We start from the raw sequence: 16,803 nt of genomic DNA on the forward strand, positions 1-16,803 counted from the left end.
GAACGCCGGCGCATGCTCCCCGCCCTCGCGGGGTTCGAGGCCGGACGGCAGTCGCCGTCCGGCCTCGACACATCATGCGAGCTTCGTGCGCACGCTCTCGACCAGGGCGTCCAGCGGGACGGCCGTCTGCTCGCCGGACTCCATGTCCTTGAGCTGGACGACGCCCTCGGCGAGGTCGCGGTCCCCCGCGACGACGGCGAGGCGGGCGCCCGAGCGGTTGGCGTCCTTCATGGCGCCCTTGAGGCCCTTGCCGCCGTACGACATGTCCGCGGACACTCCGGCCCGTCGCAACTCGGTGACCAGGCCGAACACGGTCGGCTTCGCGTCGCCCAGCGCGACGGCGAAGACATCGGTGGTCCGGGCGATGTCCAGCTCGACGCCCTCGGCCTCCAGGGCCAGGACGGTGCGGTCCACGCCGAGCGCCCAGCCCACTGACGGCAGTGCCGGGCCGCCGATCATCTCGGACAGGCCGTCGTAGCGGCCTCCGCCGCCGACCGCGGACTGCGAGCCCAGGCCACCGTGGACGAACTCGAAGGTGGTGCGGGTGTAGTAGTCCAGCCCGCGGACCAGCTTCGGGTCGTCCTCGAAGACGACGCCGGCCGCGGTGACGAGCGCGCGCACCTCCTCGTGGTACGCCTTGCACGCGTCGCAGAGGTAGTCGCGCAGCAGCGGGGCGTCGGCGAGCTGCTTCTGGACTTCGGGCCGCTTGTCGTCGAGGACCCGCAGCGGGTTGATCTCGGCGCGGCGGAGGGTCTCCTCGTCCAGGTCGAGCCCGCGCAGGAAGGCCTGGAGGGTCTCGCGGTACGCGGGACGGCACTCCTTGTCGCCCAGGGAGTTCAGCAGGATCCGGAAGTTCTTCAGCCCCAGCGAGCGGTAGGCCTGGTCGGCCAGGATGATGAGCTCGGCGTCCAGGGCGGGGTCCTCGGCTCCGATCGCCTCGGCGCCGACCTGCGAGAAGTGGCGGTAGCGGCCGGCCTGGGCGCGCTCGTAGCGGTAGTACGAACCGGAGTAGTAGAGCTTGACCGGCAGGTTGCCCTGCTTGTGGAGGTTGGCCTCCAGGGCCGCGCGCAGCACGGACGCAGTGCCCTCGGGGCGCAGCGCGAGCTTGTCGCCCCCGCGGGTCGTGAGGGTGTACATCTCCTTGGACACGATGTCCGTGGACTCGCCGACGCCGCGGGAGAACAGCTCGACGTTCTCGAAGCCCGGGGTCTCCACGTATCCGTAGCCGGAGTTGCGCAGGGGCGCGGCGATGGCCTCGCGGACCGCCAGGAACTTGGCCGAGCGGGGCGGGATCAGGTCGTACGTGCCCTTGGGGGCCTTGAAGGTGCTCACGAAAGTCTCGTCACATTCCTCGTCGTGGAGCGGCCGTGGGGTCCGCTGCCAGGCCGGCGGCAACCTCCCGCAGGTACGGGTTGGTCGCGCGCTCGCGGCCGATGGTGGTCTGGGGACCGTGGCCGGACAGCACCACGGTCGAGTCGTCGAGCGGCAGGCACACGCGGGCCAGCGACTCGAGCATCTCGGCGTGGGAGCCGCCGGGCAGGTCGGTGCGTCCGATGGAGCCGGCGAAGAGGAGGTCGCCCGAGAAGAACACCGGCGGGATGTCCGCCTGCTCGGGCATCCGGAAGGTCACCGACCCCTTGGTATGGCCGGGCGCGTGCGCCACCGTGAAGTCGAGGCCGGCGAGCTTCAGCCCGGCGCCGTCGGTGAGCTCGCGGACGTCGTCCGGCTCGCCGATGGCCAGCTCGCCCATGAGCGGCATCCCGATGGAGCGGCCGAGGGCCTTCTCCGGGTCGCTCATCATGTAGCGGTCCTCGGGGTGGATCCAGGCCGGCACGTCGTGCGCTCCGCACACCGGGACGACGGAGGCCACGTGGTCGATGTGGCCGTGGGTGAGGACGACGGCCACGGGCTTGAGGCGGTGCTTGCGGAGGGTCTCCTCGACGCCCTGGGCGGCCTGGTGGCCCGGGTCGATGATCACGCACTCCTCGCCTGCGGCGGGGGCGACCACGTAGCAGTTGGTCCCCCAGGCCCCGGCGGGGAACCCGGCAATCAGCACGTTCGTCCTCATTCTTCGTCCGGCGGGAGCTGCAGCTGCGGTGGTTGTCCGCCAATGCTGCTGCTCAGAGCCTACCGGCGCGGCTCGTTCCACAGCGAACCCATATACGGTACGGCCATACCGTGCCCGGACAGCGGTACCAGACACGCACAAGGAGACGACCCGGTGGTCACGAGCGATCAGCGGCGGCGACAGCTCGCCAGGGAGAAGTTCGAGCGTCAGCAGAAGCGGCGCGCCGAGGCCCGGCGCAAGGCGCGGCAGCGGGCGGTCATCACGGGCGCGGCGGCGGCCGTGGTGGCCGCGACGCTGGTCGGCCTGGTGGTGGGCGGGGTGTTCGACTCCGGCAAGAAGGACGGGGCGGCGGACCCGGCGGCGGACCCGACGGCGTCGGCGAGCCCGAAGGCATCCCCGGCGCCCGCGATGGCGATCGACCAGAAGGCCAAGTACACCTTCGCGCTGAAGACGAGCGCGGGTGAGGTCAAGGTCGAGATGGACGCGGCCAAGACTCCGGAGACCGTCAACTCGTTCAAGGCGCTGGCGGACAAGGGCTTCTTCGACAACACGAAGTGCCACCGCCTGACCACCTCGGGGATCTACGTGCTCCAGTGCGGCGACCCGGAGGGGACCGGCATGGGCGGCCCGGGCTACACGATCGCGGACGAGAACCTGGACGCGCTGGGCAAGCCGAACGAGCAGGGCCAGGTGGTCTACCCGGCGGGCACGGTGGCGATGGCGAACACGGGCCGGCCGAACAGCGGCGGCAGCCAGTTCTTCCTGGTCTACAAGGACAGCCCGCTGGCGCCCTCGTACACGCCGTTCGGCAGGATCGACGCGGGGGGCATGAAGGCGCTGGAGGAGGTCGCCAAGGCGGGCACCGCAGACGGCGGCCAGGACGGGGCCCCGAAGACCCCGGTGACCATCGAGAAGGGCACCGTCACCCGGAACTGACGGGGGCGGCGGCGCCGCGTCCGGCCGGCCCCGCGCCCGTGCGGCGATATTCGTCGTGCGGGATGCGGACAGCCGGCCCGGCGGTCGCCTATGTTGGCGTTGTGCAGGGCGGGTGCTGCCCGCCCGAGGAAACTGTGGACGATGCCCAGGGGGTGACCCCCTTTGCAGGCATCAGGTGGAGGAGGCGCTGTGAGCAGCGACCCGTGGGGCCGCGTCGACGAGACGGGCACCGTGTACGTGCGTACTGCCGAGGGGGAGAAGGTCGTCGGCTCGTGGCAGGCGGGCACCCCCGAGGAGGCCCTGGCCTACTTCGAGCGCAAGTACGAGGGCCTGGTGGTCGAGATCGGCCTCCTCGAGCGGCGGGTGCGGACCACCGACCTGTCCGCCAAGGACGCGCAGACGGCGATCGACCACCTGCGCACGCAGGTGGACGAGCACCACGCCGTCGGCGACCTGGACGCGCTGCGCGTCCGGCTGGACAAGCTGGTCGCGACGGTCGAGGCGAGGCGCGAGGAGCGCCGGGCGCAGAAGGCCCGCCAGGCCGACGAGGCCCGCACGGCCAAGGAGGCCCTGGTGGCCGAGGCCGAGGAGCTGGCGCAGAGCGACCAGTGGCGCTCGGCGGGCGAGCGGCTCCGCGCCCTGGTGGACACCTGGAAGGGCCTGCCGCGGCTGGACCGCAAGTCGGACGACGAGCTGTGGCACCGCTTCTCGCACGCCCGCTCCGCCTTCTCCAAGCGCCGCAAGGCGCACTTCGCCGCACTGGACGCGCAGCGCGAGGACGCCCGCAAGGTGAAGGAGAAGCTGGTCGCCGAGGCGGAGGCGCTGTCGGGGTCGACGGACTGGGGTCCGACGGCCGCGCGGTACCGCGAGCTGATGGCCGACTGGAAGGCGGCGGGCCGGGCGCAGCGCGAGGCCGAGGACGACCTGTGGAACCGTTTCCGCGGTGCGCAGGACGTGTTCTTCGCGGCGCGCAGCGAGGTGTTCGCCGAGCGCGACGCCGAGCAGGTGGAGAACCTCAGGCTGAAGGAGGAGCTGGCCGAGGAGGCCGAGAAGCTCGTCCCCGTGACGGACCTGAAGGCGGCCCGGGCCGCGTTCCGGTCGGTCAACGAGCGCTGGGAGGCCGTCGGCCACGTGCCGCGGGACGCCCGGGCCAAGGTCGAGGGCCGCATGCACGCCGTCGAGCGGGCGATCCAGGAGGCCGAGGAGGGCGAGTGGCGCCGGACGAACCCGGAGGCGCGGGCCCGTGCGGCCGGCCTGACGGGCCAGCTCCAGGCGGCGGTCGACAAGCTGCGTGCGCAGATCGACGCGGCGCGCGCGGCGGGCAACAACGCGAAGGCCGACAAGCTGGCGCGTGAGCTGGAGGGCCGGCAGGCGCTGCTGGACCAGGCGCTGAAGGGCCTGGAGGAGTTCGGCGGCTGAGGCGCGAAGCCCCGGAACAGCGGCGAGCCCCGGTACGCACCGCGTACCGGGGCTCGCCCGTGTCCGGCGGTGCTACGGCCTGCGGGCCGAGGTGACGCGGTAGACGTCGTAGACGCCCTCGACGCCGCGCACGGCCTTCAGGACGTGTCCCAGGTGCTTCGGGTCGCCCATCTCGAAGGTGAACCGGGAGGTGGCCACCCGGTCGCGGGAGGTCTGGACGGCCGCGGAGAGGATGTTCACGTGCTGGTCCGACAGGACCCGGGTGACGTCCGAGAGCAGGCGGGAGCGGTCCAGGGCCTCGACCTGGATGGCGACGAGGAAGACCGAGGACTGGGTGGGCGCCCACTCGACTTCGAGGATCCGCTCGGGCTGCTGGGAGAGCGAGTCGACGTTGACGCAGTCCGCGCGGTGAACCGATACGCCACTGCCGCGGGTGACGAACCCGATGATCGGGTCGCCGGGCACGGGGGTGCAGCAGCGGGCGAGCTTGACCCACACGTCGTCGACGCCCTTGACGACCACGCCCGGGTCGGCGCTGCCGCGCCGCTTGGTGCGGGCGCGGGACGGCGGGACGCTCTCCTCGATGTCCTCGTTGGCCGCCTCCTCGCCGCCGAGGGCCTGGACGAGCTTCTGGACGACGCCCTGCGCGGCCACGTGGCCCTCGCCGATCGCGGCGTAGAGGGACGAGATGTCGGGGTAGCGCATCTCGTGCGCGAGGGTGACGAGGGAGTCGCCGGTCAGGATGCGCTGGATCGGCAGGTTCTGCTTGCGCATGGCCCGTGCGATGGCGTCCTTGCCGTGCTCGATGGCCTCGTCGCGGCGCTCCTTGGAGAACCAGGCGCGGATCTTGTTGCGGGCGCGCGGCGACTTGACGAAGCCGAGCCAGTCGCGGGACGGTCCGGCGCCTTCGGCCTTGGAGGTGAAGACCTCGACGAGGTCGCCGTTGTCGAGGGTGGACTCCAGGGGGACGAGGCGGCCGTTGACGCGGGCGCCTATGGTCCGGTGGCCGACCTCGGTGTGGACGGCGTACGCGAAGTCGACGGGGGTGGCCCCGGCGGGCAGGGCGATGACGTCGCCCTTCGGGGTGAAGACGAAGACCTCGTTGCGGGAGAGGTCGAAGCGCAGCGAGTCGAGGAACTCGCCGGGGTCCTCGGTCTCCTTCTGCCAGTCGAGGAGCTGGCGCAGCCAGGCCATGTCGTTGACGGTGTCCTGTCCGGCGGTGCCCTTGGCGGCCTGCGGGACGTCCGTGCGGATCTTGGAGGCTCCGGCGACGGTCTGCTGCTTGTACTTCCAGTGCGCGGCGATGCCGTACTCGGCGCGGCGGTGCATGTCGAAGGTGCGGATCTGCAGTTCGACGGGCTTGCCGCCCGGGCCGATGACCGTGGTGTGGAGCGACTGGTACATGTTGAACTTGGGCATCGCGATGTAGTCCTTGAACCGCCCCGGAACCGGGTTCCAGCGGGCGTGGACGGTGCCCAGTGCCGCGTAGCAGTCGCGGACGGTGTCGACGAGGACGCGGATGCCGACCAGGTCGTAGATCTCCGCGAAGTCGCGGCCGCGGACGATCATCTTCTGGTAGACGCTGTAGTAGTGCTTGGGGCGGCCGGTGACGGTGGCCTTGATGCGCGCCGCCCGGAGGTCGGTCTGGACCTCGTCGATGACGACGGCGAGGTACTCGTCCCGCTTGGGGGCGCGCTCGGCGACCAGCCGGACGATCTCGTCGTACATCTTGGGGTAGAGGATCGCGAAGGAGAGGTCCTCCAGCTCCCACTTGATCGTGTTCATGCCCAGGCGGTGGGCGAGCGGGGCGTAGATCTCCAGGGTCTCGCGGGCCTTCTTCTCCTGCTTCTCCCGCTTGAGGTAGCGCATGGTGCGCATGTTGTGCAGGCGGTCGGCGAGCTTGATGACGAGGACGCGCGGGTCCTTCGCCATGGCGACGACCATCTTGCGGACGGTCTCGGCCTGTGCCGCCTCGCCGAACTTGACCCGGTCCAGCTTGGTGACGCCGTCGACGAGGAGGGTGACCGCGTCGCCGAAGTCGCGCCGCAGGTCCTCCAGCCCGTAGTCGGTGTCCTCGACGGTGTCGTGGAGCAGGCCGGCCATCAGGGTGGCCGGGTCCATGCCGAGCTCGGCGAGGATCGTGGTCACCGCGAGCGGGTGGGTGATGTACGGGTCGCCGCTCTTGCGCTTCTGGCCTCGGTGCCAGCGCTCGGCGACCTGGTACGCCTGCTCGATCTGCCGCAGCGTGGCCGTCTCGATCTTGGGGTCGTTGCTGCGGACGATGCGCAGGAGGGGTTCCAGCACCGGGTTGTACGGGTTGGAACGCTGGACGCCGAGGCGGGCGAGCCGGGCCCGGACGCGGTTGGACGACCCTGCGGACTTCGCCGGCGCGGGCCGGGTGTGCGCGGGCTTCGCGGGCTTGGCGGGCGGCGCCGGCGGGGGCGTGGCGGGGGGCGCCGCGGCACGGTCGGCCTGCGGGTCGGGCTGCGCGGCGGAGAGTGGCTGGACCTCGTCTGGCAAGAGCGCTCCTCTGGGCGTCCCCCCGGGCGGAGTCCGGGGGAGGATCCGGTGCCCCGGTCAGGTCCGGATAACCAATGGTAGCGAGGGTTCCGCCGGCCCGTTCCCCGGCCCGGGCGGCGTACGCCCGGCCCGGGTCGGAGCGGCCCGGAAACGGCGGAGCGGCGGGTTCCCCGGCAAGGCCCGGGGAAACCCGCCGCTCGGCGGACGGGGGGCGTCGTGCGCGCCCGTCAGATGGTGAGCAGCGCTTCCAGCGGTGCGCCGGCCAGACCCTCCACCAGCCGCGCGCGGCCGGTCAGGAAGGACAGCTCCATGAGCACCGCCACACCGGCGACGTCGGCGCCGGCCCGGCGGATCAGCGACAGCGAGGCCTCGGCGGTGCCGCCGGTGGCCAGGACGTCGTCGATGACCATGACCCGGTCGCCGGGCCTCAGGTCCTCGGCGTGCACCTCGATCTCCGCGGTGCCGTACTCCAGCTCGTAGGCCTGCGCGAGGGTCGCGCCCGGCAGCTTGCCGGCCTTGCGGACGGGGACGAAGCCGACGCCCGCCTGCACGGCGACGGGGGCCGCGAGGATGAAGCCGCGCGCCTCCAGGCCGACGATCTTCGTGGCTCCGTAGCGGGCGGCCAGGCCCGCGAGGGTGTCCGTCAGCGCGGCGAACGCCAGCGGGTCGGCCAGCAGCGGCGTGATGTCCTTGAACACCACGCCCGGCTTCGGGTAGTCCGGGATGTCCTTGATCCGGGCGAGCAGCAGCTCGCGGACCTCGGCGGCCGCCGGGCTCACCGGCGCCGCTCCGCCCGGCCCTGCGCCACGATCTGCGGGGCCTCGCCCGAGCCGTACGACTCCTCGTCCTCGGCGGAGCCGCCCTTGGCCGCGCCTGCGGCCCGCTTGGCGAGGACCCGCTTGCGCAGGGCCTTGATCGCCGGCTCGCGCTCCTTGAGGTCGACGACCAGCGGGGTCGCGATGAAGATCGAGGAGTACGCGCCGGCCGCGAGGCCGACGAACAGCGACAGCGAGATGTCGTTCAGCATGCCCGCGCCCAGGAAGCCGCCGCCGATGAACAGCAGGCCGGCGACCGGCAGCAGTGCGACGACCGTGGTGTTGATGGAGCGCACCAGGGTGCCGTTGATGCTGCGGTTGGCGACCTCGCCATAGGTGTAGCGGGTCTGCTTCGTGATGTCCTTCGAGCTCTCCTTCAGTCCGTCGAAGACGACGACGGTGTCGTAGAGGGAGTAGCCGAGGATGGTCAGCAGACCGATCACGGTGCCCGGGGTGACCTCGAAGCCGACGAGGGCGTAGATGCCGACGGTGATCGTGAGGTCGTGGATCAGGGCGATCAGCGCGGCGACCGCCATCCGCCACTCGAAGGCGATGGCGAGGTAGATCACCACGAGGATCATGAAGACGCCGAGGCCGGTCCAGGCCTTGTTCGCGATCTGCTCGCCCCAGCTCGGGCCGACCAGGTCCGCGTTGATGTCCTGCTCCGGCATCTTCAGGCCGGTCGCCAGCTCCCTCTTGACGTCGGCGGCGGAGTCGGTGTCCAGGCTCGCGATCTGGATGCGCAGCGTGCCGTTGCCGAGCTTCTGCACGATCGCCTCGTGGCCGGAGGCCTCCTTGGCGAGTTCACGGGCCTTGGTGTCGGAGACGGTGGTCTTGCCGGTCGTGAAGACGGCACCGCCCTTGAACTCGATGCCCATGTTGAGGCCCTGGACGGCCAGGGCCACGATCGCCGTGATGGTGATCAGGATGGAAACGCCGTACCAGACGAAGCGCTTGCCGACGAAGTCGTACCCGACCTCGCCGCGGTACAGCTTGGCGCCGAGATCTCCCAGCTTCGACATCTCTCACGCCTCCTTTGCGTCGACGGGAGCGGTGACGGGGCCGGTGCGGCGGGACCGGCGCAGCGGCGGCTTGGCGCCGAGCCGCTTCGGGTCGAGTCCGGACCAGGGGTGACCGCTGGAGAAGAACTTCGTACGGGCCAGCAGCGTCATGATCGGCTTGGTGAAGAGGAACACCACGACCACGTCGAGCAGGGTGGTCAGGCCGAGCGTGAAGGCGAAGCCCTGCACCTTGCCGACGGTGACGACGAACAGCACCGCGGCGGCGAGGAACGACACGAAGTCGGACACCAGGATGGTGCGCCGGGCGCGCGGCCAGGCCCGCTCGACGGCGGGGCGCAGGGTGCGGCCCTCGCGGATCTCGTCGCGGATGCGCTCGAAGTACACGATGAACGAGTCCGCGGTGATGCCGATCGCGACGATGGCACCGCAGACGGCGGGCAGGTTCAGCGCGAAGCCGATCGCCTTCCCGAGCAGCGCCATGAGCGTGTACGTGAGGATCGCGGAGACCATCAGGCTGACGATGGCGATCAGGGACAGGCCCCGGTAGTACACGAGCAGGTAGACGACCACGAGGAACAGGCCGATGGCGCCGGCGATGAGGCCGGCCTTCAGCTGCTCGCCGCCGAGCGCGGCGGTGACGGTGGTGACGCTGTCCTCCTGGAAGGACAGCGGCAGGGCGCCGTAGGAGAGCATGTTGCCCAGGTCCTGCGCGGACTGCTGGGTGAAGCCGCCGGAGATCTCGGCGTTGCCGCCGGTCAGCGCCTGGCTGACGGACGGGTCGGAGATGACCTGGCCGTCGAGCACGATCGCGAACTGGTTCTGCGGGGGCTGCTTGGTGGCGAGCTCACCGGTGATCTTGGCGAACTTGTCGGCGCCCTTGTCGGTGAACTCCATCGTGACGATCCACATGCCGCGCTGCGGGTCGACGACGCCCTTGGCGTCCTTGACGTCCGTACCGGCGACACCGGCCGGTCCGAGGATCCACTTGCCCCACGCGTCGCCGCGCTGGCCGCAGGCCACCGTCGGCTCCTCGGGCTTGGCCTCCTTGCCGGCGGCGGCGCGCTGCGCCTCGTCGGTGCAGTCCAGTGCGGCGAACTTGGCCTGGAGGTCCGCCACGGCCGCATCCGCGGCCGACGGGGTCGGGGCGGGGGACGGGGCGGCCTTGTTGTCGTCTGCCTTCTTCGACTCGCTCGCCGACGGCGAGGGAGAGGCCGTGGCGGCGGGGGCCTTGAGGGCCTCGCTGAGCGCACGGCCCTGGGAAGTGGCGCTGGACGACGGGGTTGCCGACGCGCTGGGCTTGGAGCTGCCCTCGGCCTTGGGGGCGCCGGAGGGGCTGGCGGACGGGCTCGGCGCGGTCTCGGGCGCCGCAGGGGCGCCGTCGGCGAACGCCAGGACCGGTCGGAAGTAGAGCTGGGCGGTGGTGCCGACCTGCTCGCGGGCCTGCTTCTCGTTCGTCCCCTTGGGGATGTTCACGATGATGTGGTCGCGGCCCTGGGTCTGGACCTCGGCCTCCGAGACGCCGAGACCGTTGACGCGGCGCTCGATGATGCCGACCGCCGTGTTCATGTTGGTCTCGTTGATCGCGTCCGGCTTGCCCGGCTCGCTCTTGGCCTTGAGCGTGATGCTCGTGCCGCCCGCGAGGTCGATGCCGAGCCGGGGCGTCGTCTGCTTCGTGAGGAACATCCCCGCGGTGAGCGCCACCATCGCGATCAGGATGACCGCCAGGGCGCGCCCCGGCCTCCCCTGCGCCCCCGTGGGCCGCCGGCCCTTCTTCGGTGCTGCCACCTTGTCGTTTCTCCCTGTCCAACCGTCCCGCGCCGGGTCAGCGCGCGGACGGCCACGAAATGTGTGGTGGGGACCCCTGCCCCCCGCAGAAGTGTCACAAGCGGGACCGCGCGGCCGCCGGTCGGGCGGTCCCGCGGTCCCGGCCGCGCGTTACTTCGCGCCGCCCTCGCCGTCTGCCTTGCCGTCGGCGTCCTTCTTGCCCAGGTCGAGCTTGGGCTCCTCGGCCGCGTCCTGCTTCGCCGGGCCGGTCTCCGGGGCCTCGGCCCCGTCCCGGGTCAGGGACGAGATGTCGTCGGGGACGACGGGCGAGTCCGCGTCGGCCGGGGCCGCGGTGCCGTGGACGATGCGGTTGTACTCGTCGTCCTCCAGAACCGCCGCGATGGACATCTTCGCGTAGATCGCGTGGACGCCGGGGGCCACCTCGAGGGTGACGGTGTCCTCGCCGAGCTCCTTGACCGTGGCGTACATGCCGCCGATGGTGCGGACGCCGGTACCGGGCGTCATGGTGTCGCGCATCTGCGCGGCCTGCTGCTGCTTCTTCTTCGCGGAGCGCGTCATCAGGAACATCGCCCCGATGAGCACAATGAACGGGAGGAGGGTCACGAGATTCACGGGACGGAGATCCTTCGCACGACCGCTCGGGAGACGGCCTATTTCTACGGGGGTGGGCACGCCGACCCGAAGGGTCGGCATCGGCGGAGTCTAGGCGAGTCCGCACCGATGGAACAACGCCCAGCATGGCACCGCAGTTCCCGGCCGGGCCAACCTCCGCGCCGTCACACTCCGAACAGGCCCTGCTGCCCGCCCGATCCGGTCCCGCCGTGCTGCGGCGGGACAAGTCCCAGGTGAGCCCATGCGGCGGGGGTCGCGACCCGGCCGCGGGGAGTGCGTGCGAGGAGGCCCTCGCGGACGAGGAACGGCTCGGCGACCTCCTCGACGGTCTCGCGCTCCTCGCCGACGGCGACGGCGAGGGTGGACAGGCCGACGGGCCCGCCGCCGAACAGCTTCAGCAGGGCCTCCAGCACGGCCCGGTCCAGCCGGTCCAGGCCCCGCCCGTCGACCTCGTACACCTGCAGGGCGGTGGCGGCCACCTCGCGGGTGATCACCCCGTCCGCCCTGACCTGGGCGTAGTCGCGGACGCGGCGCAGCAGGCGGTTCGCGATGCGGGGGGTGCCGCGGGAGCGGCCGGCGATCTCGGCGGCACCGGCCGGGTCGATCTCCACGTCGAGGAGTCCGGCGGACCGGTGGATGACCCTTTCGAGTTCCTCGGGGGCGTAGAACTCCATGTGCCCGGTGAAGCCGAAGCGGTCGCGCAGCGGCGGCGGGAGGAGGCCGGCCCGGGTGGTCGCCCCGACGAGGGTGAAGGGGGGCAGTTCCAGGGGGATCGCGGTGGCGCCGGGGCCCTTGCCGACGATGACGTCGACGCGGAAGTCCTCCATGGCCATGTAGAGCATCTCCTCGGCGGGCCGGGACATGCGGTGGATCTCGTCGAGGAAGAGGACCTCGCCCTCCTGGAGGGAGGAGAGGATCGCGGCGAGGTCGCCTGCGTGCTGGATGGCCGGGCCCGAGGTGATGCGGATCGGGGCGCCCATCTCCGCCGCGATGATCATCGAGAGGGTGGTCTTGCCGAGGCCGGGGGCGCCCGAGAGCAGGACGTGGTCGGCGGTGGCCCCGCGCTGCCTGGCAGCCTTCAGGACGAGGTCCAGCTGCTGGCGGACCTTCTCCTGGCCGACGAACTCGCCGAGGTCCTTCGGCCGCAGGGCCGCCTCGACGGCGGTGTCCTCGCCGTCCGCCGCCGGCGCGACAATGCGGTCGGTGTCGTCGTCCCAGTTCACGGTGTCAGTCTGCCTTCTCGGTGCGTACGGGGGGCTGCGGCCGGTCAGCGGGCGCGGTTGAGGGACTGCAGGGCGGCGCGCAGCAGCTGCGGGACGGGCGCGGAGCCGTTCTCGGCGATGGCGGCCTCGGCCTGCGGGGTGACGGCGGCGACCGCCTCCTCGGCCTCGCGCGAGGCGTAGCCGAGCCCCATGAGCGCGGCGGAGAGCTGCTCGGTCCAGGCGGCGGGGCCGGCGGCGGCGCGCTGCGCGCCGACGAGGGCGCCAGTGCCGGCGGGGGCGCCGAGCTTGCCCTTGAGTTCGAGGAGGAGCTTCTGGGCGCCCTTCTTGCCGATGCCGGGGACGGCGGTGAGGGCCTTCTCGTCGCCGGTCTCGACGGCGCGGCGCAGCGCGTCGGGGCTGTGGACGCCGAGCATGGCCTGGGCGAGGCGCGGTCCGACCCCGCTGGCGGTCTGGAGGAGTTCGAAGACCTGGCGCTCGTCGTCGTCGGCGAAGCCGTACAGGGTGAGGGAGTCCTCGCGGACCACGAGGGAGGTGGCCAGCCGGGCGGGTTCCCCGATGCGCAGGCCGGCGATGGTGCCCGGGGTGCACTGCACGGCCATGCCCACTCCCCCGACCTCGACGACGGCGAGGGAGGGGGTGAGGGCGGCGACCGGGCCGCTGACGAAGGCGATCATCGGGTTCGGCCTTTCGGGGTGTGCAGGGCGACCGCCTGCTGGAGGCGGTTCTGGGCGGGTGCCCGCCAGATGTGGCAGATGGCGAGCGCGAGGGCGTCCGCCGCGTCGGCCGGCTTCGGCGGGGCGGCGAGCCGCAGCAGCCGGGTGACCATGGCGCCGACCTGGGCCTTGTCGGCCCGGCCGGAGCCGGTGACGGCGGCCTTGACCTCGCTGGGGGTGTGCAGGGCGACCGGTATGCCGCGGCGGGCCGCACACAGCATGGCAACGGCGCTGGCCTGCGCGGTGCCCATGACGGTGCTGACGTTGTGCTGGCTGAAGACCCGCTCCACGGCGACGACTTCGGGCCGGTGCTCGTCGAGCCACTGCTCGATGCCGCGCTCGACGGCGACGAGGCGGTCGCCGAGCTCGGCGTCGACCGGGGTGCGGACGACGCCCACTCCGCGCATGGTCAGGGCCCGGCCCGCGACGCCTTCCACCACGCCGACGCCGCAGCGGGTCAGTCCCGGGTCCACACCGAGTACGCGCACCGCACCCCCTCCTCGGATCCACCTGTCGGTGCAGGCTACCCGGTGGCGCCGACAACGCAGCGGGCCGACGGGGTGTGTTCCCGTCGGCCCGGCTGACCTGCGGTGGGCGGTGGACGCCGGTCAGGCGTCGACCTTCTCCATGACCTCGTCCGAGACGTCGAAGTTGGCGAAGACGTTCTGGACGTCGTCGCTGTCCTCCAGCGCGTCGATCAGCTTGAAGATCTTGCGCGCGCCCTCTTCGTCGAGCTCGACCTGCATGGTCGGGACGAAGCTGGAGTCGGCCGAGTCGTAGTCGATGCCCGCCTCCTGGAGCGCGGTGCGGACCGCGACCAGGTCGGTGGCCTCGCTGATGATCTCGAACGTGTCGCCGTTGTCGTTGACCTCTTCGGCGCCGGCGTCGAGGACGGCGCCGAGGACGTCGTCCTCGCTCAGCCCGCCCTTGGGCAGGATGATGACGCCCTTGCGGTTGAACAGGTACGAGACCGAGCCCGGGTCGGCCATGGAGCCGCCGTTGCGGGTCATGGCGACGCGGACGTCGGAGGCGGCGCGGTTGCGGTTGTCGGTGAGGCACTCGATGAGGACCGCGACGCCGTTGGGGCCGTAGCCCTCGTACATGATCGTCTCGTAGTCCACGCCGCCGGCCTCGAGGCCGCCGCCGCGCTTGACCGCGGAGTCGATGTTCTTGTTCGGGACGGACTGCTTCTTGGCCTTCTGGATGGCGTCGAAGAGCGTCGGGTTGCCCTCGGGGTCGGCGCCGCCCATGCGGGCCGCGACCTCGATGTTCTTGATCAGCTTCGCGAAGAGCTTGCCGCGCTTGGCATCGATCACGGCCTTCTTGTGCTTCGTCGTAGCCCATTTAGAGTGGCCGGACATCCGCCTGTCTCCTTCGCGTAACCAATGGTGTTCGCTCCTGATCCTACCGGGAGCCGCTCACAGCCCCGCGCGCACCATGTCGACGAAGTAGGCGTGCACGCGGTCGTCTCCGGTCAGCTCCGGGTGGAACGACGTGGCCAGCACGCTGCCCTGGCGCACGGCCACCGTGTGGCCGTCGTACGTGGCCAGGACCTGCACCTCGGCGCCGACGGACTCCACCCAGGGGGCGCGGATGAAGACGCCCTCGACGGGTCCGCCGCCGATGCCGGCGAAGTCGATCGACGCCTCGAAGGACTCGTTCTGCCGGCCGAAGGCGTTGCGGCGGACGATCATGTCGATGCCGCCGAGCGTCTCCTGGTCCTCGCGGCCGTCGAGCAGCTTGTCGGCGAGCATGATCATGCCGGCGCAGGTGCCGTACACGGGCATGCCGCCGCGGACGCGCTCGCGCAGCGGCTCCAGCATGCCGAAGAGGACGGCGAGCTTCGACATGGTCGTCGACTCGCCGCCGGGGATCACCAGGGCGTCGACCTCGGCGAGCTCCTCGGGGCGCCGGACCGGCCTGGCCACGGCGTCCGCCGCGGCCAGGGCGATCAGGTGCTCCCGTACGTCGCCCTGGAGGGCCAGGACACCGATGACGGGGGGGTTGCTCATGGTCGTGGTGCCTTACCAGCCGCGGTTGGCGTAGCGCTCGGCCTCGGGCAGCGTGTCGCAGTTGATGCCGACCATGGCCTCGCCCAGGTTGCGGGAGGCGTCCGCGATGACCTTCGGGTCGTCGAAGAAGGTGGTGGCCTTCACGATGGCGGCGGCGCGCTTGGCCGGGTCGCCCGACTTGAAGATGCCGGAGCCGACGAACACGCCCTCGGCGCCGAGCTGGCGCATCAGGGCCGCGTCGGCCGGGGTGGCGACGCCGCCGGCGCTGAACAGCACCACGGGCAGCTTGCCGAGCTCGGCGACCTCCTTGACGAGCTCGTACGGGGCGCGCAGCTCCTTGGCGGCGGCGAACAGCTCGTTGTTGTCGAAGCCGCGCAGCTTGGCGATCTCGTTCTTGATCTGGCGCAGGTGGCGGACGGCCTCGACGACGTTGCCGGTGCCGGCCTCGCCCTTGGAGCGGATCATGGCCGCGCCCTCGGCGATGCGGCGCAGGGCCTCGCCCAGGTTGGTCGCACCGCAGACGAAGGGGGTGGTGAAGGCCCACTTGTCGGAGTGGTTGACCTCGTCGGCCGGGGTGAGGACCTCGGACTCGTCGATGTAGTCGACGCCGAGGGACTGCAGGACCTGGGCCTCGACGAAGTGGCCGATGCGGGACTTGGCCATGACCGGGATCGAGACCGCGCCGATGATCTCCTCGATCATGTTCGGGTCCGACATGCGGGCGACGCCGCCGTCCTTGCGGATGTCGGCGGGGACCCGCTCCAGCGCCATGACGGCGACGGCGCCGGCGTCCTCGGCGATCTTCGCCTGCTCGGCGTTGACCACGTCCATGATCACGCCGCCCTTGAGCTGCTCGGCCATGCCGCGCTTGACGCGGGCGGTGCCGGTCTCGGGGGACTGCGGGGTGGAGGGAAGCGTGCTCACGGATGACCTCACTGGAAGGGGAAGACGGGTGCTGCGGTGGTGCTCGACCGAGCAAACCGCCCCCGGCCAGTCCACCGCAAGGGCCAATGAGGAGCCGGTGGCCCCTTTCGACTTGGCCATTGGGTACAAGTGTCCCGGTCGCAGCAGCGCTACGGCCGGTCGGCAAGATCCACCGGGGGTTCGTCGTCCATCTCGAACGCCAGCGGGAACGGCGCGTGCCCGGCCAGCCGGAACCAGCGCACCTTGCGGTGCCGGCGCAGGGCCCGGGCCGCCCGTACGGCGTCGTTGTGGAACCGGCGGGCCATCGGCACCCGGCGCACCGCCGCGGCCAGCTCCTCCGCGGCCGCCTCCCCGCCGGGCGCCTCCCGGACCGCCTCGACCTGGGCCGCGTCCGCGAACACCGCGCGCAGCGCCTGGCTGAGCTCGCTCTCGGCGACCTCGCGGTGCTCCTCGTCGGCCTGGCGGGCGGCGTGCGCCGCCTCGTACAGCACGATCGAGGAGGCCGGGTCGAGGGCGCCGGACGCCGCCACCTCGATGACGACGGAGGAGCGCCGCAGCAGCTGGGCGTCCAGGGCGGCGCGCGCGGCGTCCATCCGCGAGTGGAGCCGGTCCAGGCGTCCGGCGGTCCAGCTCAGGTAGACCCCGACGACGGCGAGGGCCAGGGCGGTCCAGACAAGGGTTTCGATCACGGCCCGCGACTCTACCTCCCGCGGCGGGCCCCGCCGGCGGCCCGGGCGGCCCGGCCGGCCCGGGG

Annotated in this window: 16 protein-coding genes; 2 read left to right on the forward strand and 14 right to left on the reverse strand. The window is 71.8% G+C overall.

Annotated features, from left to right (window positions below):
• Window positions 1-72: 72 nt before the first annotated feature.
• Window positions 73-1,332 (reverse strand): histidine--tRNA ligase, encoded by a 1,260-nt coding sequence (gene hisS / locus C0216_RS20955; protein ID WP_114056764.1) that lies wholly within the window; start codon window positions 1,330-1,332, stop codon window positions 73-75.
• A 10-nt stretch (window positions 1,333-1,342) separates the two neighbouring features.
• Window positions 1,343-2,056: an MBL fold metallo-hydrolase gene (locus C0216_RS20960; protein ID WP_114056765.1), complete on the reverse strand. Its 714-nt coding sequence runs from the start codon at window positions 2,054-2,056 to the stop codon at window positions 1,343-1,345.
• A gap of 165 nt (window positions 2,057-2,221) precedes the next feature.
• Here C0216_RS20960 and C0216_RS20965 point away from each other — a divergent pair, with 165 nt between their 5' ends.
• Window positions 2,222-3,004: a peptidylprolyl isomerase gene (locus C0216_RS20965; RefSeq protein ID WP_114056766.1), complete on the forward strand. Its 783-nt coding sequence runs from the start codon at window positions 2,222-2,224 to the stop codon at window positions 3,002-3,004.
• Between the two features lie 189 nt (window positions 3,005-3,193).
• Window positions 3,194-4,423 (forward strand): DUF349 domain-containing protein, encoded by a 1,230-nt coding sequence (locus C0216_RS20970; RefSeq protein WP_114056767.1) that lies wholly within the window; start codon window positions 3,194-3,196, stop codon window positions 4,421-4,423.
• Between the two features lie 72 nt (window positions 4,424-4,495).
• Here C0216_RS20970 and C0216_RS20975 read toward each other — a convergent pair whose 3' ends face one another.
• The 12 genes from C0216_RS20975 to C0216_RS21030 form a co-directional block, all read right to left on the reverse strand.
• Window positions 4,496-6,943 carry a RelA/SpoT family protein gene (locus C0216_RS20975; protein WP_114056768.1) on the reverse strand — a complete coding sequence of 816 codons (2,448 nt, stop codon included), beginning with the start codon at window positions 6,941-6,943 and terminating at the stop codon, window positions 4,496-4,498.
• Between the two features lie 227 nt (window positions 6,944-7,170).
• A complete protein-coding gene (locus C0216_RS20980) occupies window positions 7,171-7,722 on the reverse strand; it encodes an adenine phosphoribosyltransferase (protein WP_114056769.1) in 552 nt (183 codons plus the stop codon).
• Window positions 7,719-8,780: a protein translocase subunit SecF gene (gene secF / locus C0216_RS20985; protein ID WP_114056770.1), complete on the reverse strand. Its 1,062-nt coding sequence runs from the start codon at window positions 8,778-8,780 to the stop codon at window positions 7,719-7,721. Before secF ends, C0216_RS20980 begins: the two co-directional genes overlap by 4 nt.
• A 3-nt stretch (window positions 8,781-8,783) precedes the next feature.
• Window positions 8,784-10,565 (reverse strand): protein translocase subunit SecD, encoded by a 1,782-nt coding sequence (secD, locus tag C0216_RS20990; protein ID WP_114056771.1) that lies wholly within the window; start codon window positions 10,563-10,565, stop codon window positions 8,784-8,786.
• Between the two features lie 150 nt (window positions 10,566-10,715).
• Entirely contained in the window at window positions 10,716-11,177 is a 462-nt protein-coding gene (gene yajC, locus C0216_RS20995) for a preprotein translocase subunit YajC (RefSeq protein WP_114056772.1), read from the reverse strand.
• A 164-nt stretch (window positions 11,178-11,341) separates the two neighbouring features.
• Complete coding sequence (gene ruvB, locus C0216_RS21000; protein ID WP_114056773.1) at window positions 11,342-12,400, reverse strand: Holliday junction branch migration DNA helicase RuvB; 1,059 nt, start codon at window positions 12,398-12,400, stop codon at window positions 11,342-11,344.
• Between the two features lie 44 nt (window positions 12,401-12,444).
• Window positions 12,445-13,074: a Holliday junction branch migration protein RuvA gene (gene ruvA / locus C0216_RS21005; protein WP_114056774.1), complete on the reverse strand. Its 630-nt coding sequence runs from the start codon at window positions 13,072-13,074 to the stop codon at window positions 12,445-12,447.
• The gene (ruvC, locus tag C0216_RS21010; protein ID WP_114056775.1) at window positions 13,071-13,601 is read right to left on the reverse strand and encodes a crossover junction endodeoxyribonuclease RuvC; all 531 of its coding nucleotides are present in this window, start codon (window positions 13,599-13,601) and stop codon (window positions 13,071-13,073) included. Before ruvC ends, ruvA begins: the two co-directional genes overlap by 4 nt.
• A gap of 120 nt (window positions 13,602-13,721) precedes the next feature.
• Window positions 13,722-14,474 (reverse strand): YebC/PmpR family DNA-binding transcriptional regulator, encoded by a 753-nt coding sequence (locus C0216_RS21015; protein WP_114056776.1) that lies wholly within the window; start codon window positions 14,472-14,474, stop codon window positions 13,722-13,724.
• Between the two features lie 57 nt (window positions 14,475-14,531).
• Window positions 14,532-15,125 carry a pyridoxal 5'-phosphate synthase glutaminase subunit PdxT gene (gene pdxT, locus C0216_RS21020; RefSeq protein ID WP_114056777.1) on the reverse strand — a complete coding sequence of 198 codons (594 nt, stop codon included), beginning with the start codon at window positions 15,123-15,125 and terminating at the stop codon, window positions 14,532-14,534.
• A 12-nt stretch (window positions 15,126-15,137) separates the two neighbouring features.
• Window positions 15,138-16,049, reverse strand: coding sequence for a pyridoxal 5'-phosphate synthase lyase subunit PdxS (gene pdxS / locus C0216_RS21025; protein WP_114056778.1), 912 nt, complete (start codon window positions 16,047-16,049; stop codon window positions 15,138-15,140).
• 149 nt (window positions 16,050-16,198) lie between these two features.
• Window positions 16,199-16,738, reverse strand: coding sequence for a hypothetical protein (locus tag C0216_RS21030; RefSeq protein WP_114056779.1), 540 nt, complete (start codon window positions 16,736-16,738; stop codon window positions 16,199-16,201).
• Window positions 16,739-16,803 lie beyond the last annotated feature (65 nt).

This window comes from Streptomyces globosus (genome assembly GCF_003325375.1).
Lineage (GTDB): Bacteria > Actinomycetota > Actinomycetes > Streptomycetales > Streptomycetaceae > Streptomyces > Streptomyces globosus_A.

Excerpts from the sequence above, each read along its gene's own strand:
- ruvA (WP_114056774.1), bottom strand. The coding sequence starts at position 13,074 with ATGATCGCCTTCGTCAGCGGCCCGGTCGCCGCCCTCACCCCCTCCCTC.
- C0216_RS21015 (WP_114056776.1), bottom strand. The coding sequence starts at position 14,474 with ATGTCCGGCCACTCTAAATGGGCTACGACGAAGCACAAGAAGGCCGTG.
- secF (WP_114056770.1), bottom strand. The coding sequence starts at position 8,780 with ATGTCGAAGCTGGGAGATCTCGGCGCCAAGCTGTACCGCGGCGAGGTC.
- pdxT (WP_114056777.1), bottom strand. The coding sequence starts at position 15,125 with ATGAGCAACCCCCCCGTCATCGGTGTCCTGGCCCTCCAGGGCGACGTA.